20 protein-coding genes are annotated in these 23,048 nt (G+C 68.1%); 6 read left to right on the top strand and 14 right to left on the bottom strand.

Annotated elements, in window-relative coordinates:
• Window positions 1-15: 15 nt before the first annotated feature.
• Complete coding sequence (locus tag JVH1_RS32425; RefSeq protein WP_009473709.1) at window positions 16-642, bottom strand: TetR/AcrR family transcriptional regulator; 627 nt, start codon at window positions 640-642, stop codon at window positions 16-18.
• Between the two features lie 91 nt (window positions 643-733).
• Window positions 734-922 (bottom strand): DUF1918 domain-containing protein, encoded by a 189-nt coding sequence (locus JVH1_RS32420; protein WP_005563004.1) that lies wholly within the window; start codon window positions 920-922, stop codon window positions 734-736.
• 109 nt (window positions 923-1,031) lie between these two features.
• On the opposite strand from JVH1_RS32420, the gene JVH1_RS32415 reads away from it, so the two are divergent.
• Together JVH1_RS32415 and treZ are read left to right on the top strand one after the other, a co-directional pair.
• Window positions 1,032-1,181: a hypothetical protein gene (locus tag JVH1_RS32415; protein ID WP_005260252.1), complete on the top strand. Its 150-nt coding sequence runs from the start codon at window positions 1,032-1,034 to the stop codon at window positions 1,179-1,181.
• Window positions 1,182-1,221: 40 nt separating this feature from the next.
• Complete coding sequence (treZ, locus tag JVH1_RS32410; protein ID WP_043778123.1) at window positions 1,222-2,955, top strand: malto-oligosyltrehalose trehalohydrolase; 1,734 nt, start codon at window positions 1,222-1,224, stop codon at window positions 2,953-2,955.
• On the opposite strand, the gene JVH1_RS32405 is transcribed toward treZ, so the two are convergent.
• Entirely contained in the window at window positions 2,922-4,484 is a 1,563-nt protein-coding gene (locus JVH1_RS32405; protein WP_009473712.1) for an MFS transporter, read from the bottom strand. The genes treZ and JVH1_RS32405 overlap by 34 nt on opposite strands.
• Window positions 4,485-4,609: 125 nt before the next feature.
• Here JVH1_RS32405 and JVH1_RS32400 point away from each other — a divergent pair, with 125 nt between their 5' ends.
• A complete protein-coding gene (locus JVH1_RS32400) occupies window positions 4,610-5,134 on the top strand; it encodes a TetR/AcrR family transcriptional regulator (protein WP_009473713.1) in 525 nt (174 codons plus the stop codon).
• Window positions 5,135-5,138: 4 nt separating this feature from the next.
• Here JVH1_RS32400 and ilvA read toward each other — a convergent pair whose 3' ends face one another.
• Genes ilvA through JVH1_RS32385 form a run of 3 tightly spaced genes read right to left on the bottom strand, consistent with a single transcriptional unit; the run spans window position 5,139 to window position 8,796 of the window.
• Complete coding sequence (gene ilvA / locus JVH1_RS32395) at window positions 5,139-6,491, bottom strand: threonine ammonia-lyase IlvA (RefSeq protein WP_009473714.1); 1,353 nt, start codon at window positions 6,489-6,491, stop codon at window positions 5,139-5,141.
• 43 nt (window positions 6,492-6,534) lie between these two features.
• On the bottom strand, window positions 6,535-8,310 hold the full coding sequence (locus JVH1_RS32390) for a pyruvate dehydrogenase (RefSeq protein WP_009473715.1): 1,776 nt from the start codon (window positions 8,308-8,310) through the stop codon (window positions 6,535-6,537).
• Between the two features lie 51 nt (window positions 8,311-8,361).
• Window positions 8,362-8,796 carry a nitroreductase family deazaflavin-dependent oxidoreductase gene (locus tag JVH1_RS32385; protein WP_009473716.1) on the bottom strand — a complete coding sequence of 145 codons (435 nt, stop codon included), beginning with the start codon at window positions 8,794-8,796 and terminating at the stop codon, window positions 8,362-8,364.
• 169 nt (window positions 8,797-8,965) lie between these two features.
• Here JVH1_RS32385 and JVH1_RS32380 point away from each other — a divergent pair, with 169 nt between their 5' ends.
• The gene (locus JVH1_RS32380) at window positions 8,966-9,202 is read left to right on the top strand and encodes a hypothetical protein (RefSeq protein WP_009473717.1); all 237 of its coding nucleotides are present in this window, start codon (window positions 8,966-8,968) and stop codon (window positions 9,200-9,202) included.
• Between the two features lie 3 nt (window positions 9,203-9,205).
• Here JVH1_RS32380 and dnaE read toward each other — a convergent pair whose 3' ends face one another.
• From dnaE to lspA, 5 genes are all read right to left on the bottom strand, one after another.
• Window positions 9,206-12,742 (bottom strand): DNA polymerase III subunit alpha, encoded by a 3,537-nt coding sequence (gene dnaE / locus JVH1_RS32375; RefSeq protein ID WP_009473718.1) that lies wholly within the window; start codon window positions 12,740-12,742, stop codon window positions 9,206-9,208.
• A gap of 98 nt (window positions 12,743-12,840) precedes the next feature.
• On the bottom strand, window positions 12,841-13,758 hold the full coding sequence (gene rarD / locus JVH1_RS32370) for an EamA family transporter RarD (RefSeq protein WP_009473719.1): 918 nt from the start codon (window positions 13,756-13,758) through the stop codon (window positions 12,841-12,843).
• The gene (locus tag JVH1_RS32365) at window positions 13,755-14,432 is read right to left on the bottom strand and encodes a hypothetical protein (RefSeq protein ID WP_011594213.1); all 678 of its coding nucleotides are present in this window, start codon (window positions 14,430-14,432) and stop codon (window positions 13,755-13,757) included. Before JVH1_RS32365 ends, rarD begins: the two co-directional genes overlap by 4 nt.
• Window position 14,433: 1 nt before the next feature.
• A complete protein-coding gene (locus JVH1_RS32360) occupies window positions 14,434-15,360 on the bottom strand; it encodes an RluA family pseudouridine synthase (RefSeq protein ID WP_029537355.1) in 927 nt (308 codons plus the stop codon).
• Window positions 15,357-15,953 (bottom strand): signal peptidase II, encoded by a 597-nt coding sequence (gene lspA, locus JVH1_RS32355; RefSeq protein WP_009473722.1) that lies wholly within the window; start codon window positions 15,951-15,953, stop codon window positions 15,357-15,359. The genes JVH1_RS32360 and lspA overlap by 4 nt, the downstream gene beginning before the upstream one ends.
• 51 nt (window positions 15,954-16,004) lie before the next feature.
• Between lspA and JVH1_RS32350 the strand changes: the two genes are divergently transcribed.
• Entirely contained in the window at window positions 16,005-16,958 is a 954-nt protein-coding gene (locus JVH1_RS32350) for a hypothetical protein (RefSeq protein ID WP_009473723.1), read from the top strand.
• Window positions 16,958-17,698 (top strand): sensor domain-containing protein, encoded by a 741-nt coding sequence (locus JVH1_RS32345; protein WP_043778204.1) that lies wholly within the window; start codon window positions 16,958-16,960, stop codon window positions 17,696-17,698. The genes JVH1_RS32350 and JVH1_RS32345 overlap by 1 nt, the downstream gene beginning before the upstream one ends.
• A gap of 99 nt (window positions 17,699-17,797) precedes the next feature.
• On the opposite strand, the gene JVH1_RS32340 is transcribed toward JVH1_RS32345, so the two are convergent.
• The 3 genes from JVH1_RS32340 to ileS all read right to left on the bottom strand — a co-directional run bounded on the left by JVH1_RS32340 (window position 17,798) and on the right by ileS (window position 22,966).
• Entirely contained in the window at window positions 17,798-18,298 is a 501-nt protein-coding gene (locus tag JVH1_RS32340; RefSeq protein ID WP_005247603.1) for a hypothetical protein, read from the bottom strand.
• Window positions 18,299-18,450: 152 nt separating this feature from the next.
• Window positions 18,451-19,785: a DNA polymerase IV gene (locus JVH1_RS32335; protein ID WP_009473725.1), complete on the bottom strand. Its 1,335-nt coding sequence runs from the start codon at window positions 19,783-19,785 to the stop codon at window positions 18,451-18,453.
• Window positions 19,786-19,831: 46 nt separating this feature from the next.
• A complete protein-coding gene (ileS, locus tag JVH1_RS32330; protein WP_009473726.1) occupies window positions 19,832-22,966 on the bottom strand; it encodes an isoleucine--tRNA ligase in 3,135 nt (1,044 codons plus the stop codon).
• Window positions 22,967-23,048 lie beyond the last annotated feature (82 nt).

Genomic DNA, 23,048 nt, shown 5'->3' with positions numbered 1-23,048 from the left:
GCGACGCACCTCGGATCAGTGGAGCAGACTCGACCGGATCGTCGCTTTCACCCAGTTCCGGTACTCGACGACATCCCACCCGCACTGCCGTCGCAGCATCGAGTACACCTGCGGCGACACGACGGTGAACAGCACGTCGGCGGCGCGCTGGACGGAGATCTCGGGACGCAGCAGTTCGTGCGCGGCGAGTCCCTCGGCGAGCGTCATCGCATTCTCGGCCGAGGCCCGCGCTCCCTCGTCGGCGAACCGCCGCATGTCGTCGTCCGCTCCCGAGGATTCGATCGACGTCGTCATCAGGGTTCCGGCCCGCTCCAGGACGTCGGTGCTGAATCCGACCATCTGGTCGAGGATCCGTTCGACGGGGTCGCCGTCCCGGGGTGCGGGCGTGTGGGTCGCGGCGGTATCGCCCTCGATGGCCGTGTGCAGGGCCTCGTGGAACAGTTCCGCCTTGCCGCCGGGGAACGCGGTGAACACCGTGCGGGTCGACACCCCGGCGGCCTCGGCCACGTTCCGCACCGTCGTGCTGACGTATCCACGGTCGACGAACAGCCGGGCCGCGGCGTCCCGGACGAGGAGACGGGTCCGGCGCGCCGATTCCGCACGCAGCGGCGAGCTGTAGGACCTCTTGGCGGATTCGGGCACGGTCTCACGATAGACACATTCGATACATCAATCGTGCAACCAATGTGGCACAGCGATTTGCCACACATCGACCAGGCGAAGCGCCCGATACCTACGACTTCGGGTGTTCCACCCAGGCGTCGGATCCGGGAAACACGAGCGCCTCGTGGCCGTCGTCGTACCGGACGAGATAGGGCGGTGCGCCGTTCTCTCCGTGTACCTCCACGACCTCGGCGGTAGTCTCGTGCACTCCGACCACCCTCCCCTGAACGTGCAACCGGTCTCCCACTGCTACGTGCATGACTGCTCCTCGCGACGTTCGAGTCCGTACTCTCAGCTTGCTACTTCCGGAACCGGGGCGAAAGGGCCGACTCGCCGCCATCTCTGCCGCCGTGTGCCATCGTAGGGACATGGCGACGTATCGATACCTCGACAAGGACCGTAACGTGCTCGAGGAGCAGGACTTCGGCACCGTGCAGGACGCCGAGGAACACCGCTTGTCCGTTCTCGGCGCGGAGATCATCGAGGAGGTCGAGGACTCCGGCACGCCCGAGAGCTGACTGTCCTGCGCGGCCCGCCGCATCGAGGCATGCTGATCGGGTGCACACATTCGAGGTATGGGCCCCGATTCCGGATTCCGTTTCTGTGGAGGTCGACGGCCGACGCCACGACATGACCCCGTCACCGGACGGATGGTGGCGAGCCGACGTCGACGCGTCGCCGGATTCGCGGTACGCGTTCGTCCTCGACGACAGCGACACCCCACTTCCCGATCCCCGGTCGCCGCGACAGCCCGACGGAGTGCACAGCGCGTCCCAACTCCACACTCTCGACGAGAGCCTCTGGACCGACTCGCGGTGGACCGGGCGGCAGCTCGCCGGCTCCGTCGTCTACGAACTGCACGTCGGCACGTTCACTCCGGAGGGCACGTTCGCGGCCGCCGTCGACCGGCTCGACCACCTCGTCGAACTCGGCGTCGACTTCGTGGAACTGATGCCCGTCAACGGTTTCAACGGGACCCACAACTGGGGATACGACGGCGTTCTCTGGTACACGGTGCATGAGGGTTACGGCGGGCCGGACGGGCTGCAGACTCTCGTCGACGCGTGCCACGCCCGCGGTCTCGGCGTGGTCCTCGACGCCGTGTACAACCACCTCGGACCGTCCGGCAACTACCTCGACCGGTACGGCCCGTACCTCGCGCAGGGCGCCAACACGTGGGGCCGGAGCATCAACCTGGACGGACCGGACAGCGGTGAGGTCCGCCGCTACATCATCGACAACGCGCTGCGGTGGTTCCGTGAGTTCCACATCGACGCGCTCCGCCTCGACGCGGTCCACGCGCTCGTCGACCACACCGCAACCCATCTTCTCGAGGACCTGGCCATCGAGACCCGCCGGCTGTCCGCGCACCTGAGACGGCCGCTGACGCTCATCGCCGAGAGCGACCTCAACGATCCGCGCCTGATCACGTCGCGGTCGGCAGGCGGCTGCGGCCTCGACGCGCAGTGGGACGACGACGTGCATCACGCCGTCCACGCCGCGGTGTCGGGCGAGAGGCAGGGCTATTACGGAGATTTCGGTTCGATGGCCTGCCTCGCCGACACCCTGCGCCAGGGGTGGTTCCACGCGGGCACCTTCTCGACGTTCCGCGGTCGCACCCACGGCAGGCCGCTGGATACCCGCCGGACCCCGGCCAGTTCGCTGGTCACGTACACGTGCACGCACGATCAGATCGGTAACCGGGCGATCGGCGACCGCCCCGGCACGTATCTCGATTCCGGGCAGCTCGCCGTGAAGGCGGCGCTCGTGCTGTGTTCGCCGTTCACGCCGATGCTGTTCATGGGTGAGGAGTGGGGTGCGAGCACCCCGTTCCAGTTCTTCACCTCCCACCCCGAACCGGAACTCGCGCGGGCGACGGCCGAGGGGCGCAAGGCCGAGTTCGCGGAGCACGGCTGGAGCACGGACGACGTTCCGGACCCACAGGACCCGGAAACGTTCGAGCGGTCCAAGCTCGACTGGGACGAACTGGTCCGCGAACCTCATGCGCGGCTGCTCGACTGCTATCGCTCGTTGCTGCGCCTACGCCGGGAGCGCGCCGAGTTGACCGATCCGTGGCTCGAGAACCTGTCCGTCGACTACGACGAGGCGGAGCAGTGGATCGTGGTGCACCGCGGTGCACTTCGTATCGCGTGCAACCTGAGTGCCGAACCGGTGACCGTCCCGGTCGGCGGCTCCCCCGTGTTGTGGTGGGAGCCGCCGACGCAGGACGAAACCGCGTCGGCGACGGTGCTACCGGGTCACTCGTTCGTGGTGCTCGACAGCTCGCCCTGACGGTCGCGCAGCATCCGCAGGACGAGGACTGCGGTCGCGAACAGGATCACGGCCGTCGCGCCGGCGGCGACGTGCATGCCGTCGACGAACGCCGACTGCGCGGACTCCAGGAACACCGTCCGGGCCGTCTCCGGGAGGTGCTGGGCCTCCGCGACGGCGGCACCGAGCGTGCCCTGGGCGGGCTCGACCTGTTCCGGCGGCAGCATCGAGGTGTCGAGGCCGTTCCGGAAGATCGCCATGACGACGCTGCCGAGCACGGCGACGCCGAGCGCGATACCGAGCTCGTATGCGGTCTCGGAGACTGCGGAGGCGGCGCCGGCCCGTTCGGGCTCGACGGCGCTGACCACGAGGTCGGAGGTCAGGGTCAGTGCGATACCGACACCGGCGCCTGCGAGGCCGAAGCCGATCACGAACATCGTCGGGGCACCGTCCACGCCGAGCGTGAGCATCAGTGCCGCGCCCACAGCCGCGATCGCGAGACCGCCGCCGAGCACGTGCGAGGTGGCCCACCGGCGCACCATCCAGGCCGCCGCGAGTGCGGTGACCGCGCTCATCAGCATGCCGGGCAGCATCAGCACACCCGATTCGAACGCGCTGTTACCCAGCACCAACTGCAGGTACTGCGAGCCGAAGAACAGCACACCGGCCAGCGCGAAGATCGACAGCAGGTTGGTGAGGACGGCGGTCGAGAACGCCGGCTTGGCGAACAGGCCGAGGTCGATCATCGGGTCCTTCATCGCCTTCTGCCTGCGCACGAACACCACACCGGACACGACGCCGACGAGTCCGACGGCGAGCAGCACCGGGTCGACACCGTGCACCACGGTCTCCTTGACCGCGTACACCAGCGGCAGCATCGTCGTCATCGACAGCGCGGCGCTGAGCAGGTCGAAGCGCCCCGGGGCGGGGTCCTTGGACTCGGGAATCACGAGCGGTCCCACGGCGATCAGAATCAGCATCACGGGGATGTTGATCAGGAACACCGAGCCCCACCAGAAGTGCTCGAGCAGCCAGCCGCCGATCAGCGGGCCGGCCGCGGTACCGCCACCGGCCATCGCACCCCACACGCCGATGGCGAGGGTCCGCTGGCGCGGGTCGACGAAGATCGTGCGGATCAGGCCGAGTGTCGCGGGCATCAGCGTCGCACCCGAGATTCCCTGCAGGACGCGGGCCGCGATCAGCATCTCGGGTGTCGGCGACCACGCTGCGATCAGCGAGGCGATGCCGAATCCGGCGGCGCCGAGGAGCAACAGGCGACGCCGCCCGATCCGGTCGCCGAGCGTGCCCATCGTGATGAGCAGGCCGGCGAGGACGAACGAGTAGACGTCGATGATCCACAGCAGCTGCGTGCTGCTGGGTTCGAGGTCGGCGCTGATGAACGGCAGTGCGAGGTCGAGCACGGTGCCGTCGACGGCGATCAGGAGGACGGCGAAGGCCAGGACGACCAATCCGAGCCAGTCTCGGCGTGATGCGGAGGACTGACCTGGCGCGTAGGCGTCGTTGATCCCGCGATCCGTGGAGACAGACATTTATCTTCCTGCGACTTTCCGATTCGAGAGCTGGCACGGTGAGAACCGTCCAGCCGGTACAGTTCCGTTACCTTATCGTGAACCGTCCGGACGGTAAAGTTATTTCCCGGGTACAGTCCCTCTCCATGGCTGCCGGTACGCGCGATCGAATACTCGACGCCCTCGAGAAGCTACTGCTCGACGTGGGGATAGCCCAGGTGACCCTCGAATCCGTCGCCGCGGAGGCCGGGGTGTCCAAAGGCGGACTGCTCTACCACTTCCCCAGCAAGGAAGCGCTTCTCGCCGCCATGGTGCGCCGGCTGGGCGAGCGGGCGGACGCCCAGCTCGCCGACGCCGTGTCCGGCGGCACCTCGCTGTCCGAGTGGTATCTGCAGGTTCCCGACGCGAGCACCACCGAGGAACTCGCCCTCTACCGTTCGACCATCGCCGCGCTACGGAGCGTCGACGGTCAGCACGACGAGATCCAGAAGGCCGTTACCGAAGTGATGCGCGGCTGGGACGAAGGTCTCCAGAGCGAGATCGACGACCCCGTGCAGGCCGAGATCGTGCGCCTCGTCGGGGACGGTATCTACCTGGCCGCTCTGCTCGGGCTCCCCATGCCGGAGCCCGAGCTGTACACGAAGGTCGTCGCGCGGCTGCTGCAGAAGTAGCGACTCAGGTGAGGTAGCGGTACGCGGGGCTCCCCGGCTCCAGGCGTTCGACCTGCATCCGGGACTGCTCCATCCGCTCGAGCAGCTCGCCGAGCCCCTCGGCCTTGCCGAGTTCGATACCCACCAGGGCGGCGCCGGTCTCCCGGTTGTTGCGCTTCACGTACTCGAACAGGGTGATGTCGTCCTCGGGGCCGAGCACCTCGTCCAGGAAGCGGCGCAGTGCGCCCGGCTCCTGCGGGAAGTCGACGAGGAAGTAGTGCTTCAGGCCGAGATTCACCAGCGAACGTTCCAGGATCTCGCCGTACCGCGAGACGTCGTTGTTGCCTCCGGAGATCAGGCACACCACCGTGGACCCCGGCTCGAACGTGATGTTCCCGAGTGCCGCCACCGACAGGGCGCCCGCGGGCTCGGCGATGATGCCCTCGTTCTGGTACAGCTCGAGCATCGTGGTGCACAGTGCGCCCTCGTCGAGGTTGGCCATCACGAAGCTCTCGGGATCGAGCCGGATCGTGGTGGACCGGTCGGACTGGCCCAGTGACGTGTGCGTCACCACCTCGGCGCCCAAGGCGGACACCACGGCGTACGGAAGGTCGCCGACCCGCTTCACCGAGGCACCGTCGACGAACGGGTCGATCTCCGTCAACGTCACGGGACCCCCGGCGACCAGGGCCGCCGTCATCGACGCCGCCCCCGTCGGCTCCACCCCGACGATGGCCGTGCGGGGTGCGTGCGCACGCAGATACGTGGCGATGCCGGCGATGCATCCGCCGCCACCGACCGGGACGAGCACGGTATCGGGAGCCGCACCGAGCTGCGCGAGGATCTCGGCGGCGATGGTGCCCTGCCCGGCCGCGGTACGGGCGTCGTCGAACGGCGCAACCATCGTCGCGCCCGTCCGCCGCACGTCGGCGGAAGCCGCAGCGGCAGCGGCGTCGTACGTCTCCCCCGTCAGGATCAGCTCGACGAACTCGCCGCCGTGCGCGCGGATGCGATCCCGCTTCTGCTTGGGGGTGTTCGACGGAACGTAGATGCGGCCGGTGATTTCCATTGTCCGGCAGGCGAACGCGACGCCCTGCGCATGATTGCCCGCACTGGCCGTCACCACGCCGGCCGCACGCTCACCGGCGTCGAGCTGGGCCATGAGGTTGTAGGCGCCGCGCAGCTTGTAGGAGCGGACGACCTGGAGGTCTTCGCGCTTGAGGTAGACGTTCGCGCCGGTGAGCGACGACAGGCGCTCGCTCCGCTGCAAGGGGGTCGCGTCGATCACGTGGGAAATTCGCTCGATGGCCGCGTCGATATCGCCCACTGTCAGAGGCGAGGTGATGTTCTGGGCTGCGGTATCGGGCGATGTGGACACCCGGATATGTTCCCACTCTCCAGCCATGGGATACCAGTCGGGTTCAGCCGCGCGGATCGAACTGGGACGGTCGCGGCACATTGCGGACGTTCGACTTCGCCATCTTCACGGCCTCGCCGACACCCCCGTTCATCACCATCTTCGACAACGCCAACGCGAAGCCGGTGACCTGCCCGCCCGTAATGGTCGGTGGCAGCGACAACGCCAGCGGGTCGGTGACCAGATCGACGAGCGCCGGTCCGTCGTGATCGAACGCCTGCCGCAGGCCCGATTCGATGTCGGCCGGATCCTCGATCCGGCGGGCGAAGATGCCCAGGGCCGACGCCACCGCGGCATAGTCGACGGGTGGCACGTCCACCCCGAAATCCGGCAGCCCGTCCACCAGCATCTCCAGCTTGACCATCCCCAGAGTGGAATTGTCGAACACCACGATCTTCACCGGGAGCCGGTACATCGCGACCGTCACCAGTTCCCCCAGCAGCATCGACAGCCCGCCGTCGCCCGACACGGACACCACCTGCCTGCCCGGCGCGCACACCTGGGCGCCGATCGCGTGAGGCAGGGCGTTCGCCATCGATCCGTGCAGAGCCGAGGACAGGAACCGCCGCGACCCGTTCGGCGTCAGGTAGCGCGCGGTCCAGACGTTCGACATTCCCGTGTCGGTCGTGAAGATCGCGTCGTCGTCAGCGAGGTCGTCGAGGATCGACGCCGCATATTCCGGGTGGATCGGGATTCGCTGCTTGGCGGGTTTCGTGTACGCACCGACCACCTTGTTCATCAGCGTCCGATGCTTGTCGAGCATGTCGCCCAGGAATCGGCGATCGTCCTTCCGCCGGATCAACGGGGCGAGGGCACGCAACGTGCTCGCCACGTCGCCGTGCACGGCCAGGTCGACGTTCGTTCTCCGGCCGATCCGCTGTGCAGCCCAGTCGATCTGCGCGGTGCGGACTCCGTCGGGCAGAAACTGGTTGTACGGGAAGTCCGTTCCGACGAGCAGCAGCAGGTCGGCGCCGTGCATCCCGTCGTGCGCCGCCCCGTACCCCAGCAGCCCCGTCATTCCGACGTCGAAGGGGTTGTCGTATTGGATCCATTCCTTGCCGCGGAGCGTGTGGCCGATCGGCGCACCGATCGTGTCGGCCAGGCTCAGCAACTCCTCGCGCGCCTCCCGCACACCCTCGCCGGCGAAGATCGCGACCTTTCCCGCCGCGTTCACGGCGTCGGCGAGCGCCTGCACGTCGGCCTGGTCGGGCACGATCGCCGGTGCGCCGGTCCGCGGCACCGACGGCGCCTTCCCTTCGGCGGGCCGGTCCGCAATGTCGCCGGGCAGCGTGATGACCGCGACACCGGACAGCGCGGTCGCGTGCGCGATCGCGGACGCCGTCACGCGTGGCGCCTGAGCGGGACTTCCGATCAGCTCTGCGTACCGGGAGCACTCGACGAACAGGCGGTCCGGGTGGGTCTCCTGAAAGAAGCCGAGTCCGATCTGTTCGCTCGGGATCTGCGCCGCGATCGCGAGCACCGGCGCGCCCGAGCGGTCCGCGTCGTAGAGACCGTTGATCAGGTGCAGATTCCCGGGGCCGCACGAACCGGCGCACACCGCCAGCTTGCCGGTGACCTGCGCCTCCGCGGCCGCGGCGAACGCGGCGGCCTCCTCGTGACGCACATGGATCCAGTCGATTCCGCCCTTCGCCGCGCCGCCCGACCGCCGGACCGCGTCGACGACGGGATTGAGGCTGTCTCCCACGATTCCGTAGATCCGCTGGACGCCGGCGTCCTGGAGTTGACGTACCAGCTGATCGGCAACGGTTTTCGCTCTCATCGGGCCTCCGGTCGGGGGACGGTCGAACGGCGAAGGGCAGCGGGGCGCGTGTCAGGCGGGTTCGAGCACGAACACCGGGATCTCCCGATCAGTCTTCTTCTGGTACTCGGCGTAGTCGGGGAACGCGGCGACGGCGCGGTCCCACCACGTGGCCCTCTCGTCGCCCGTCACCTCGCGGGCCACCATGTCCTGTGTCGCCGAGCCGTCGCGGAGTTCGACGTGCGGCTCGGCCTTCACGTTGTAGTACCAGACCGGATTCTTGGGGGCGCCGCCGAGCGAGGCGACGATCGCATACGTCCCGTCGTGTTCGACACGCATCAACGGCGTCTTGCGGATTTTGCCGGATTTCGCACCACGCGTGGTCAGCAGGACGACGGGCCTGCCGCCCAGCGTCGTGCCCTTCGCTCCATCGGTGGATTCCATCAACTCGGCCTGATCTGCTGCCCACTTGGACGGACTGGGCTCGTATTCACCTGTGAGTGGCATGCGTCCAGTCAACACCTGATCCGCGAGGACGCGCCACCGATTCCGCCGAACGAGTGCATGCGAAGAACCACATCCGTTTGTTCGTTGCGCCGAACTCCGGGTTCCGAGTACCCTGATCCCACGCGGGGGACCTCCGCTCCCCCGACCCGCGCCAGTGAGGTGACCTGCGATGACGACACACGACGCATGGGTGCGCCGCGAGATTCGCCGCAACAGCCCCGCCCGCACTGTCGATCTCGCCGGCACCGAGTGGCCCCTGTACAAACTGGAAGCGCTGGCCGTCGCACTACTGGTTTTCGTCACGATCCTCGTCGTCACCCAGACACTGCAGGTGGCCGTCCTCACCGCCGCCGCGGTGGCCGTCGTCGTGTGGTGGGCGCGGCGCCTCTACCCGCCGCGCCCCTAGCCGTCACACCGACAGGCAGCTCGGTCCGAGCAACGCCTTGAGATCACCCATCAACGCCGACGACGGTTCCACCCGGAGCACGTCGTCCACCTTCCACAACGTGACCTCGGTGCCGCCGATCAACCGCACGTGCACGTCCGAGGTGCCCGGATGGCGCGTGAGCACCTGACGCAGCGCACCGAGCTTGTCCTTGGTGCACTGACGCAGCGGAAGACTGACCGCCAGCGGCTTCGCGACCCCCACCGCCGAGAGATCCGGCACCGCAAGGTCGTTGGCGATGAGCGAGATCCGGTCGTCACGAATCGACACGCGCGCCTTGACGAGCACGACGGAGTCCTCCGTGACATCCATCCCGTAGACCGAGTAGGCCTGCGGGAAGAACAGCACCTCGATACCGCCGGTCAGATCCTCGAGCTGCGCGGACGCCCAGGTGAGACCGTTCTTGTTGATCCTCCGGTTCACCGACGCGAGGATGCCGCCGACGGTGACCTGGGTGCCGTCCTTGATGTCGCCTTCGAGGATGGTCGGGATCGCGGTGTCGGACTGCGCCGACAGCACGTGTTCGACGCCGTTGAGCGGGTGCCCGGACACGTACAGTCCCAGCATTTCCCGTTCCAGCGCCAACCGGTGCTTCGAGTCCCACTCCTCGTCCGGGATCTTCACGTTGAACACCGAGGAGATCGACTCGTCGGCGTCGTCGCCACCGAACAGGTCGAACTGTCCGATCGCCTCCGCCTTCTTGGTGCCCATCACCGCGTCGATGGCGTCGGCGTGGACGAGCATGAGTCCCTTGCGCGGATGACCCAGCGAGTCGAACCCGCCTGCCTTGATCAGCGACTCGGTGACCTTCTTGGAGCAGGCGGCGGCGTCGATCTTGTTGAGGTAGTCGGAGAAGTCGACGAACTTGGACTTCTCCTTGCGCGCCTTGATGATCGAGCCCACGACGTTGGCACCGACGTTGCGGACCGCGCCCATGCCGAACCGGATGTCCTCACCGACGGAGGCGAAGTTGACCTCCGATTCGTTGACGTCCGGCGGCAGCACGGTGATACCCATCTTGCGGCAGTCCGCCAGGTAGACGGCGGCCTTGTCCTTGTCGTCACCGACCGAGGTGAGCAGACCGGCCATGTACTCGGCCGGATAGTTGGCCTTGAGGTACCCGGTCCAGAACGACACCAGGCCGTACCCGGCCGCGTGCGACTTGTTGAACGCGTACCCGGCGAACGGAAGGATGGTGTCCCACAGCGCCTTGATGGCGGGCTCGGAGAATTCGTTGGCGAGCATGCCCTCACGGAAACCGGCGTACGCCTCCTCCAGCACCGAGAGCTTCTTCTTACCCATGGCTCGGCGGAGAATGTCGGCCTGTCCGAGCGAGTACCCGGCCACCTTCTGAGCGATCTGCATGATCTGCTCCTGGTAGACGATCAGGCCGTACGTGTCTGCCAGGATCTCTTTCAGGGGCTCCTCGAGCTCCGGGTGGATGGGTTTGACCTCTTGCCGCCCGTTCTTGCGGTCGGCGTAGTCGTTGTGCGCGTTCATGCCCATCGGACCGGGCCGGTACAGCGCGAGCACCGCGACGATGTCCTCGAAGCCGGTGGGCTGCATGCGGCGCAGCAGGTCGCGCATCGCGCTGCCGTCGAGCTGGAACACACCGAGAGTGTCTCCGCGGGAGAGCAGTTCGTACGTGGCTTGATCGTCGAGCGCGAGGGTGTCGAGATCGAGGTCGATCCCCCGGTTGGCCTTGATGTTGTCGATGGCGTCACCGATGACGGTGAGGTTCCGCAGTCCGAGGAAGTCCATCTTCAGCAGGCCGATGGCCTCGCACGACGGGTAGTCCCAGCCGGTGATGATGGCGCCGTCCTGGGCGCGCTTCCACACGGGAATCGCGTCCATCAGCGGTTCGGACGACATGATCACCGCGCAGGCGTGGACGCCGGCGTTACGGATCAGGCCCTCGAGTCCCTTGGCCGTCTGGTAGATCTTCGCGACGTCCGGGTTGGAGTCGATGAGGGCGCGAACCTCCACCGCTTCCTTGTAGCGCTCGTGGTTCGGGTCGGTGATGCCGGACACCGAGATGTCCTTGGCCATGATCGGCGGCGGCAACGCCTTCGTGATCTGGTCGGCGATCGCGAAACCGGGCTGGCCGAACTGGACTCGGGCGGAGTCCTTGATGGCCGCCTTCGTCTTGATGGTGCCGAACGTGATGACCTGGGCGACGCGGTCGCTGCCCCACTTGTCCGTCGCGTAGCGCACCATCTCGCCGCGACGGCGATCGTCGAAGTCGATATCGATATCGGGCATCGAGACGCGCTCGGGGTTCAGGAACCGCTCGAACAGCAGGCCGTGCGGGATGGGGTCGATGTTGGTGATGCCCATCGCGTAGGCGACGAGCGAACCGGCCGCCGAGCCTCGGCCGGGGCCGACGCGGATGCCGACCTCCCGGGCGTGGTTGATGAGGTCGCCGACGACGAGGAAGTAGGCGGGGAAACCCATTTCGAGGATGACGCCGATCTCGTAGTCGGCGCGGGCGAGGTACTCCTCGGGCGGACCGTCGGGGAACCGGCGGTCCAGTCCGCGCATGACCTCCTTGCGCAGCCAGGTGCCCTGCGTCTCGCCCTCGGGGACCGGGAAGATCGGCATCCGGTCGTGGTGCGCCCACACGTCGTCGTACGACTGAACCCGCTCGGCGATCAGCAGTGTGTTGTCGCACGCTCCGGGCACCTGGTCGTCCCACAGCGCCCGCATCTCCGCGGCCGGCTTCAGGTAATAGCCGTCGCCGTCGAACTTGAACCGGGTGGGGTCGGACAGTGTCTTACCGGTCTGGATGCAGAGGAGGGCCTCGTGGTTCTCCGCGGCTTCCTTGGTGACGTAGTGGCAGTCGTTGGTGGCGAGCGGCGGAATCTCGAGCTTCTTACTGATCTCGAGCAAGCCCTCGCGCACCCGTCGCTCGATCGACAGTCCGTGGTCCATCAGCTCGAGGAAGAAGTTGTCCTTGCCCCAGATCTCCTGCCACTTGGCGGCGGCCTCGAGCGCCTCGCGGTCGTGGCCGAGCCGAAGCCGGGTCTGGATCTCACCGGACGGGCAGCCCGTGGTCGCGATGATGCCCTCGTGGTGAGTGGCGATGAGCTCTTCGTCCATTCGTGCCCACTTGCCGAGCTGACCCTCGATGGACGCGAGAGAGGACAGCTTGAACAGGTTCCGCAGGCCGGTCGCGTTCTCCGCGACCATCGTCATGTGGGTGTACGCACCGCTACCGGAGACGTCGTCGGACTTCTGGCTGCGGTCGCCCCACAACACGCGCTTGGTGTTGAAGCGGGACTCGGGCGCGATGTACGCCTCGATGCCGATGATCGGCTTGATGCCCTGCTTCTTGGCCTCGTTGTAGAACTCGCTGGCGCCGTACATGTTGCCGTGGTCGGTCATGCCGACCGCCGACATCCCCAGTCGCTCGGCCTCTTCGAACAGGGGGCCGACCTTGGCCGCACCGTCGAGCATCGAGTACTCGGTGTGATTGTGCAGATGTACGAACGAGTCAGCCACGTGCGCCTCTCTGAAGGTCTGGGAGCCTCACGAGTGTAGGCCCTCGGACCGACAGCACCGGTCGCCGACGGCGGGTGTCGGCGAAGTCGTGACGCGAGTTACTGGACGGGCGCCTGGGACGGCTCGGTCCTTCGCCGCTCGCGCCGGACCCGTACCAGCGCATCGGTACTGAAGATCGCGAGTGCCACCCAGATCAGCGCGAAACCGATCCACCGCGACGCGGGCATGTCCTCGTGGAGAACCGCGACGCCCCACGCCATCTGCAGCGCCGGCGTCAGGTACTGCAGCATGCCGAGTGTGCGCAACGGCACCCGTTGCGCGGCCGCGCCGAACAGCAACAACGGCAGGGCCGTCACCGGTCCCGCGGCCATCAGCAGCAGGGTGTGACCGGACCCGAACCCGAGGAACGTGCCCGCCCCGGTGAGGGCCAGGAACACGAGATAGCCGACCGCGACGGGCGCGGCCACGATCCCCTCGGCGGTGAGGCTCGTCCGCGGATCGAGCGGCACCACCTTCTTGCACAGTCCGTACAGCGCGAACGACGCGGCCAGGGTCAGCGCGATGTACGGCGGATGCCCGTAATCGACCGTGATCACGATGACCGCGACGGCGGCGAGCGCGAGGGCGACGATCTGGGCGGGGACGAGCCGCTCCCGGAAGATCACGACCCCGAGCAGCACGCTCACCAACGGGTTGATGAAGTAGCCGAGCGCGGTCTCGACCACCCGGTCCGACGTGACCCCGTAGATGTAGGTGCCCCAGTTCACGGCGATGGCGGTCGACGCGGCGGTGACCAGCAGCCAGGTGCGCACGCTCAGCCCGCGCAGCGACCGGAGCCGGCCCGAGACCGCGAGAACGACGAACATGAGCGCGAGCGTCCACACCACCCGGTGCGCGAGGATCTCCACCGACCCGGCCGGGCCGAGCAATCCGAAGAACGCCGGGAACGCCCCCCACAGCACGTAGGCGCCGACTCCACATGCGGCACCCACGGTTTCCGCGTGCCTCGCCTTCACGAACCGCTCCCCGGGACGAGCCCGTCATCGGGGCCGGGCACGACGGTCTCGACCTGCTCGGGCAACAGCGGGCGCACGGCGAACCGCCCGGCGACGGCGTCGGCTCCGAGCGCCTCGACCGCCCGGACGTCCGGGGCGGACCGCAGCGCGGTGAGGGCTTCGTGATCACCGCGGACGACGACACCGATCACGCACGCGCAGTTCCGGGCCAGTACCGCCGACGACACCGCCGCGATCTGCGCCTGCCGCTCCGTTTCGCCCGTCATCGCCTGGGCGCGTCCGGCGGCCAGGACACTCGCCCGTGCGAGGGCCGCATCGCCTGCCGCGACGGACACGGGAACGAGGGGTGTCTGCACCCGGTCCAGGGGCACGCGGAAGAGCACCTGCGACACGCGGGTGCCGGACGCAACGTCCCCGACGACGTGCGTCGTCACCGGACGCGTGAACGACACCAGCGCCCAGCGCTCTCGGCGCCCGTCCGCCGCGTCGAGCGATCGGTCCGCCCGGGCCAGGTAGTCGGCCACCACTTCCCCGTTGTCCGGGCCCAGGCTGTCCGTCGACACGGGTGCGCGCCGGACGGGATGCAGTGCTCCGAGCACGACCGTCACCGCGATCAGGACGACGGCGGTGAGCGCTGCCGGCACCGCGGGACCGCTCGGGTGCGGGACCCTCACCTCAGCTCGCCCGCAGAACCCCGAGAGCGTCCTCGAGATCCTTCGGGTACTTGGACGTGATCTCGACCCACCGCCCGTCCGCGGGATGCGCGAACCCGAGCGACCGGGCGTGCAGCCACTGCCGCTCCAGCCCGAGACGTTCCGCCAGCCGCGGATCGGCCCCGTACGTGAGGTCGCCGCAGCACGGGTGCCGCAGTGCGGCGAAGTGGACGCGGATCTGATGGGTCCGGCCCGTTTCGAGGTGGATGTCCAGCAGGCTCGCCGCCTGGAACGCCTCGACCGTGTCGTAGTGCGTGATGCTGGGCTTGCCGTCCGCGGTGACGGCGAACTTCCAGTCGTTGCTGCGGTGCCTGCCGATCGGCGCGTCGATGGTTCCGCTGCTCGGATCCGGGTGCCCCTGCACCAGCGCGTGGTACCGCTTGTCGATGGTCCGCTGCTTGAATGCGCGCTTGAGGAGTGTGTAGGCGCGTTCCGACGTGGCCACCACCATCACTCCGGACGTGCCGACGTCCAGCCGGTGCACGATGCCCTGGCGCTCGTGCGCACCCGACGTCGAGATCCGGAAGCCTGCGGCGGCGAGACCGCCGATCACCGTCGGACCGGTCCAGCCCACGCTGGCGTGGGCGGCGACACCGACCGGTTTGTCGACGGCGACCACGTCGTCGTCGGCGTACAGGATTTCCATGCCCTCGACGGGCTCCGCCTCGATGGTCAGCGGACGCGGCGGTTCGGGCAGTTCCACCTCGAGCCAGGCGCCTGCGGACAGGCGATCGGACTTGCCGACGGGTGCGCCGTCGACGAGCACCGAACCTTCCTCGGTGAGCTGAGCCACCGCGGTGCGCGACAGACCGAGCAGTCGAGCGAGTCCGGCGTCGACCCTCATCGCTTCGAGCCCGTCCGGGACCGGCATCGACCGTGTTTCCCTCACTTCTCTACCCCCTTACGTGTTCCGTCCGGTTCCAGCCCGATCAGGGTGAGCACCACGAGCAGGATCGCACCGCACACGATGCCGGAATCCGCCACGTTGAACACCGGCCACCAGCCGACGGACACGAAATCGACGACGTGACCCTGCATCACTCCCGGTGCCCGGAAGAACCGGTCGACGAGGTTGCCGAGGGCGCCGCCGAGTACCAGCCCCAGACCGAGCGCCCACCACGGCGACCGCAGCGTGCGGCCGATGCGGACGACGCCGATCACCACACCCACGGCGACGAGCGTGAGCAGCCACGTCATGCCGGTGGCCATGGAGAACGCCGCGCCCGGGTTGCGCACGAGCCGCAGCGAGACGATGTCCCCGATCAACCAGACCGGCCGGCCGGGCTCGATGTTCGCGACGGCGAGGATCTTCGTCAGCAGGTCCGTGGCCAGGACGACACCTGCGATCACGAACAGCAGCAGCCTGCGCTGATGCGTCACCGGCTGCGGCGGTGCGCTGCCGGACGGGTCATCGTCGTTTCGGTCTTCGGCGTCGGTCTCGTTCTCTGCCGTGGGGTCTTGACTCACCCGTTCATCATCCACTACGGAGGCAAGCCTCCGTTCACGCGCTCCCGCGCGCACTAACCTGGGGGCGTGCCACTGTTCTCGAACGCTCTGCGACCCGGATTCTGCCTACTCGCCGCAACCCTCTCCCTGGTCGCGCTGACCGCCGGGTGCGGAGGTGACGGCGACTCCTCGGAGTCGAGCCCCGCAGGGTCCACGTCCACTCCCGCCGAAGTGACCGTCCCGATCTCCGCGACCACCGTCGAACTGATCCAGCCCGGCGAGGAGCCGCGCGAGGTGATCCAGCGCAGACCGCCGGTGGGGGTCACACAGCAAGTGCAGTTGATCACCGACGCGCAGGTGTTCCAGCAGATCGACGACCAGCCCGCCCAGGACTTCTCCTCACCCGAGATCACACTCCCCCTCACCGCCGCCGTCGGGCAGTCCACCGACGACACGGACGGCGGCACCACCGTCGACCTCACGCTCGGTGACGTCACCAGCCCCGACGACCGGCTCGGCAGCGCGCTCGAGGCCAGTGCCGGTTCGGGCGCCGGGTTCACCGTCGACCCCACCGGTGCGATCACCGCACTGCGACTGCGTCCGGACGCCGAAGCCCAGGACATCGCCCGCTCCGCGATAGAGCAGGCCTTCTACCAGGCCGTGTACCGCACGGTCCCGTTTCCGGCGGAGCCCGTCGGGGTGGGCGCCCAGTGGACGATCCGCCAGCAGGTGATGAGCGGCATCGCCCTCGACCAGACCACGGTGGCCACCCTGACCGCCCGGGACGGCAACCGCCTCACCGTCGACTACACGATCGACCAGAAGCCGAAGTCACCCGTCTGGGAGCTGCCCGGGGAGGCGGGCACGCTGAACGTCGACCAGTACGTGATGCAGGGCTCGGGCACCATGACCGTCGACCTCGGCCTGCCGCTGCCCGTCACCGGGACGGTGACCGTGGGCGGTGACCAGGAGTACAGCGACCCCGACGGCTCCACCCGCCTGCACCAGACCACCTCGAACTCGGTCCGGTGGGGTTCCTGATGCGCCGCGGAACCGTCGCCGCATCCTGTTCCCTGTTCGCGGTGCTCGCGCTGTCGGCGTGCTCGTCGAACGCGTCCGGCGACGCCTCACTGGCGCCGCTCGGACCGGTGGTGACCGCAGCGCCGGACGCGGCGGGCGCACCGTTCGCCGATCGGGCCGCGCTGAAGGCGGCCCTCCTCGACGTCGGGGACCTTCCCGTCGGCTTCACCCCGGTGCCCGATCCCGAGGAGGATCTGGGGCTGCCTCCGGCGTCGGAGTCGGCGGACTCCGACAAGTCGAGCACGAATCCGGCGGAATGCGGCGCCGTGCTGTCGCCCGTCGCGGATCAGCGTGCGGGCGCGGTGGCGGCGGCGTCCGGCTGGTTCACCGGCCCCGGCTTCGCGACCATCGACCAGGACGCGGCCAGTTACGGTACCGGCGCCGACGCCTCCGCGGCGTTCACGGCGGTGCAGGACCGGCTGGCGGGATGCACCGAGTACACCGGCACGGACGCCGACGGCGTGCAGGTGCAGTACCGGGTCGGCGGCCGCGAGCAGCAGCCCGCGGGCGACGCATCGGTGGCGTTCCGGCTCGTCACCACCAGCGAGGGCGTCAGTCTGGTCTCGGATGTGGTGGTGGTCGTCGTCGGGAGCACCGTCACGCAGCTGGTCGCGACGGGCCAGGACCCGATCGACGCCGGCGTCTTCGGCGACCTGACGAGCACCGCCGTCGCGAAGCTCGCACCCGCACCCGCCGGCTGAGACCAGGCCACGAACGACCGATGCCGGTGTCCCCGAGGGGACACCGGCATCGGTGCCAGAACGCGGCGATCCGTCAGGACCGCGCGGTTCGGCCTGAAATCAGGCAGGGCATGCAGGCGAGGTCAGCTGCGCGAGCGACACGATCTGGCATGCGGTGATCTTCGACAGCTTCCACGTTCCGTTCTCGCCGGGAACGAAGATGGCCGGAACGCCACCCTGCTGGACCTGGCCGTTGACGGTCAGCTGCAGCTGGCCGCTGGCGGTGCCGTCGCCGTTGTCGATGACCGGGTCGAGAACGGTGACCTCGGCGTTGTTCGCCTTGGCTGCGGCAGCGACCTGGTTGATGAGCTCCGGATCCTGCTCCGAGCCCTCGACCATCGCGGACTTGACCTCGAGCGGCGTGGCCGGATCGAGGCCCTGCACCAGAAGCGCGTTGAGATCGGCCGCGGTGGGCACCTCGATGGCTTCCGAGGTCTCGGCAGCTGCGGAAGTCGTCGTCGTGGTCTTGGTCGCCGTGTCGCTCTCGTCGGAGCCACACGCGGACATCGTGAGGGCTGCGGCGATTGCTACTCCGGCAACCGTGATCTTACGAAGCTTCAACTCAATAACCTCTTCATTCTCGGTGTTCGTTCTCGGACGATCTGAGCATCTATCGCTACCCGGGCCAACATTACCCAAGGGTAAGCATCAGCGCCCGAGGCTACCTTCTCGTGGAGCCGGTCTCCACTCCTTCGTCCGGGCGGTGGGTCCGGTCACTCGAGCGAGCCTTCCACATCGGCCCGTTCGAGTTGCGCGTCGTCCTCCTTGAAGGTCCGCGCCTTCCCCGGACCCGTTGTGCGCGTTTCGAATCGGACTGTCACGACACCGTGGCCCGCCCCCTGGACCCAGCCGTGACCGAAGTCCGGGTGCGTCACGTCGAGACCGGGATGCCACCGGGTGTCGATCGCCCGGGCGGGTGCCGGAACGGGCGCGGAGAGGCCGTCGTCGGCGCCCGCCACCGTGATCTTCGACTCCTGATAACCCGGGACGTCCAGGTCCAGTTCGGGGAACAGCGAGCCCTGGCGGACCGTCGACAGTCCGGCGAATCCCACCCCGACCAGACGCACCGGCCCGAGTTCCAGCGGATCGATCACCTGGCGCTGCGCCGCCGCGACGAGGATCTGACGGTCGAGGGTCGCGTAGGGCAGCGTCACCGAGCGCGTCACGACGCTCATGTCCGCCTTCTTCAGCTTCAGCACCACCGTCCGCGCCGCCCGGCCGTCCTTCTGCAGACGCCCGAACGCGGACGCCGCGCTCGACTCGACGGCACCGCGCAACTCCGCCATCGTGACGATGTCGGTGGCGAAAGTCGTCTCCGCACTGACCTGTTTGGACTCGGCGCGTTCGGCGACCGGCCGATTGTCGATGCCCTGCGCCAACCGGTGCAGGCCCGGTCCGACCGTGGTGCCCAGAATGGACGCCACCTCCGATTCCGGGGTCCGCGCGAAACCGCCGATGGTCTCGATGCCGAGCCGCTTCAGCTTCTCCTCCGCGACCGGGCCGATGCCCCACAGCTTCCGCACCGGAAGCTCGTCCAGCACCGCATGCTGCTCGTCCGGCGGAATCACCGTGATCCCGTTGGGTTTGGCCAGACCGGACGCGATCTTGGCCACCTGCTTGCCCGACCCGGCACCGATGGACGCGACCAGTCCCGTCTCCTCGAGCACCAACGCGCGCAGTCCCTCGCAATAGCGTTGCACCGTGCCCGCATCCGCCCCGGCCAGCTCGATGGGTTCGCCGAACGCCTCGTCCATCGACAGTTGCTCGAGCACCGGCATCGGGCCGCGGAGCGCGTCGAACACGGACTTGCTCAACATGCCGTAGAGGCGACCCCGCGGCGGCAGCACCACCGCACCGGGACCCACCAGCCTGCGGGCCTGATGCATCGGCATGGCCGAACGCGCGCCGAACACCCGCGCCTCGTAGCTGGCGCCGGCGACGACGCCGCGCCCGCCGAGCCCACCGACGAGAACCGGGCGGCCGCGGAGCGTCGGCCGGGTGAGCTGCTCGACCGACGCGAAGAACGCGTCCATGTCGAGGTGCAGCACCCACCGACGACTCACCTGGTGCAAAATACCCGCCCGGTACGACAGGTCACGCCTTCGCGATCGCCGCCCGCACACCCTCACCGAGCTCGACGGCGTCGCCCGGCGCCTCGGCCAGTTCCAGTTCGACGGCGAGGATCTCGCCCGCGATCAGCTCGCGGTGCGCGAGCGCCCAGTCCCGCCGCTCTTCGGGCACGTCGAGGACGACGGTGATCCGATCGGACACCTCGAGCCCGGCGGCGCGCCGCGCGTCCTGCAACTCGCGGATCCGGTCCTTCGCCCAGCCCTCGGCTTCCAGTTCCTCGGTAACCGCCGAGTCCAGGACGACCAGACCGGCCCCGTCGGGCAGGGCTGCCGTCGACTCCGGTTCGGCGGCCACGAGCCGCTGCGTGTATTCCTCCGGCAGCAACTCGATCCCCGCCGCGACGACGACGCCGTCCGAATTCTCCGACCAGTCACCGGCCTTCACGGCCTTGATGACGGTCTGCACGTCCTTGCCGAGGCGCGGTCCCGCGGCGCGCGCGTTGACGACGAGCTCGAACCGGCCGTGCACGTCCACGTCGGTGGTGAGGTCGACCTTCTTGACGTTGACCTCGTCGGCGATGAGACCCAGGTACGGGCGCAGGCGCTCCGCGTCGTCGGACGCGACCGTCACCTCGGGCAGCGGCAGCCGCACCCGGAGGTTCTGCGCCTTGCGCAGTCCCAGCACCGTCGAGCACACCGACCGCACCTCGTCCATCGCCGACACCAACTCCGCATCCGCCGGCAGCTGACCGTGGGCCGGCCAGTCCGCAAGATGCACGGACCGTCCGCCGGTCAGTCCCCGCCAGATGACCTCGCTGATCAGGGGCAGCAACGGAGCGGCGAGCCGGGTGACCACCTCGAGCACCGTGTGGAGGGTGTCGACGGCGTCCTTGTCCTCGTCCCAGAAGCGCGAACGCGACCGCCGCACATACCAGTTCGTCAGCGCGTCGCAGAACGTGCGCAGTTCGTCACACGCCCCGGCGATGTCGTTCGTCTCGAGCGCGCCGGTGATGGCGTCCCGGGTTCCGGCCAGCTTCGCGAGGATGTACCGGTCCAGGACGTTCGTCGAATCCGTGCGCCACTCACCGGACGTCGGCGCGTACAGCTGCAGGAAACTCCACGCGTTCCACAGCGGCAGCAGCGCCTGCCGGACACCCTCGCGGATGCCCTGTTCGGTGACGACGAGGTTCCCGCCGCGCAGGATCGGCGAGGACATGAGGAACCAGCGCATGGCGTCCGAGCCGTCCCGCTCGAACACCTCCTTCACGTCCGGGTAGTTGCCCTTGGACTTGCTCATCTTCAGTCCGTCTTCACCCAGGACGATGCCGTGAGCCGCAACGGTCTTGAAGGCGGGACGATCGAACAGCGCCGTCGCCAGCACGTGCAGCGTGTAGAACCAGCCGCGGGTCTGCCCGTTGTACTCGACGATGAAATCGCCCGGGAAGTGGCCGTCGAACCACTCACGGTTCTCGAACGGGTAGTGCACCTGCGCGTACGGCATCGAGCCGGACTCGAACCAGCAGTCGAGGACCTCGGGGACACGCCGCATCATCGACTTCCCGGTCGGGTCGTCCGGGTTCGGGCGCACCAGGTCGTCGATCATCGGCCGATGCAGATCCGTCGGCCGCACCCCGAAGTCGCGCTCGAGTTCGTCGAGCGAGCCGTACACGTCCGTGCGCGGGTACGCCGGGTCGTCGGACACCCACACCGGAATCGGGCTGCCCCAGTACCGGTTGCGGCTGATGTTCCAGTCGCGGGCGCCCTCGAGCCACTTGCCGAACTGTCCGTCGCGGATGTGCTCGGGCACCCACGTGATGTCCTGGTTCAGCTCGACCATGCGGTCGCGGAACTTGGTGACCGCGACGAACCACGACGGAACCGCCATGTAGATCAGCGGCTGCCCGCTGCGCCAGCTGTGCGGGTACGAGTGCTCGATCGTCTCGTGCCGCAGCAACTTTCCAGCAGCCTTGAGGTCCTTGATGATCACCGGGTTCGCGTCGAACACCTGGAGACCCTCGTACGGCGGCACCATCGCCGTGAACTTGCCGCCCGGATCGAGCGGCTGCACGATCTCGATCCCGTTCGCCGTGCAGTACTCCATGTCCTCTTCACCGAAAGCCGGTGCGAGGTGGACGATTCCGGTACCGGACTCGGTGGTGACGTAGTCGGCGGAGATGACGCGGTGCGCGTTCTCGTGACCGACGAAGAAGTCGAACGGCGGGTCGTAGCGGAGCCCGACGAGGTCCGCACCCTTGTGCTCGGACAGCACCTCGGGCGCCTCGCCGAGTTCGCGGGCATAGTGCCCCAGCCGATCCTTGGCGAGCACGTAGCGTTTGCCGTCGGCGCCCGTCACCTGGACGTAGTCGATGTCCGGGTGCACTGCGACCGCGAGGTTGGACGGCAGCGTCCACGGCGTGGTGGTCCAGATGATCGCGTTGGCGCCGTCGAGCGGGCCCTCGCCGTGCAGCGGCATGTCGACCGTGACGGCGGGGTCCTGGCGCATCTTGTACGCGTCGTCGAGCCGGGTCTCCTGGTTCGACAGCGGCGTCTGCTCGTACCAGCTGTACGGCAGCACACGGAAACCCTGGTAGATCAGGCCCTTGTCGAACAGTTCCTTGAACGCCCACATGACCGACTCCATGAAGTCGAGGTCCAGGGTCTTGTAGTCGTTGTCGAAGTCGACCCACCGCGCCTGACGGGTGACGTAGTCGCGCCACTCGTCCGTGTAGCGCAGCACGGAAGACTTGCAGTACTCGTTGAACTTCTCGAGACCCATGACGTCGATCTCGGACTTGTCCTTGATGCCGAGCTGCTTCTCCGCCTCGAGTTCGGCGGGCAGTCCGTGGCAGTCCCAGCCGAATCGGCGCTCGACCTTGTTGCCGCGCATGGTCTGGAACCGCGGGATCAGATCCTTGACGTACCCCGTCAGGAGGTGGCCGTAGTGCGGGAGACCGTTCGCGAACGGCGGACCGTCGTAGAACACGAATTCGGGGGCGTCGTCACGCTGGGCGACCGACGCCCGGAAGGTGTCGTCCTCGTCCCAGCCGGCCAGCACACGCTGCTCGATCTGAGGGAACCGGACACCCGCATCCTGCGAGACGCCGTAGTCGACCTTGGGGTAGGACTCGTTGCTGCTGGTCACGCTGCTGGTGTCGGTCACCGCGATCTCCTCGTGCCTGACGTACTCGGCACGGGGACGACGGAGACGCCTCCTGCGTCACCACCGCGGTACCACCCCGCTT

The sequence above is a fragment of the Rhodococcus sp. JVH1 genome, assembly GCF_000280725.2.
Classification (GTDB): domain Bacteria; phylum Actinomycetota; class Actinomycetes; order Mycobacteriales; family Mycobacteriaceae; genus Rhodococcus_F; species Rhodococcus_F jostii_A.
This window is presented reverse-complemented; position numbering and strand designations above follow the sequence as displayed.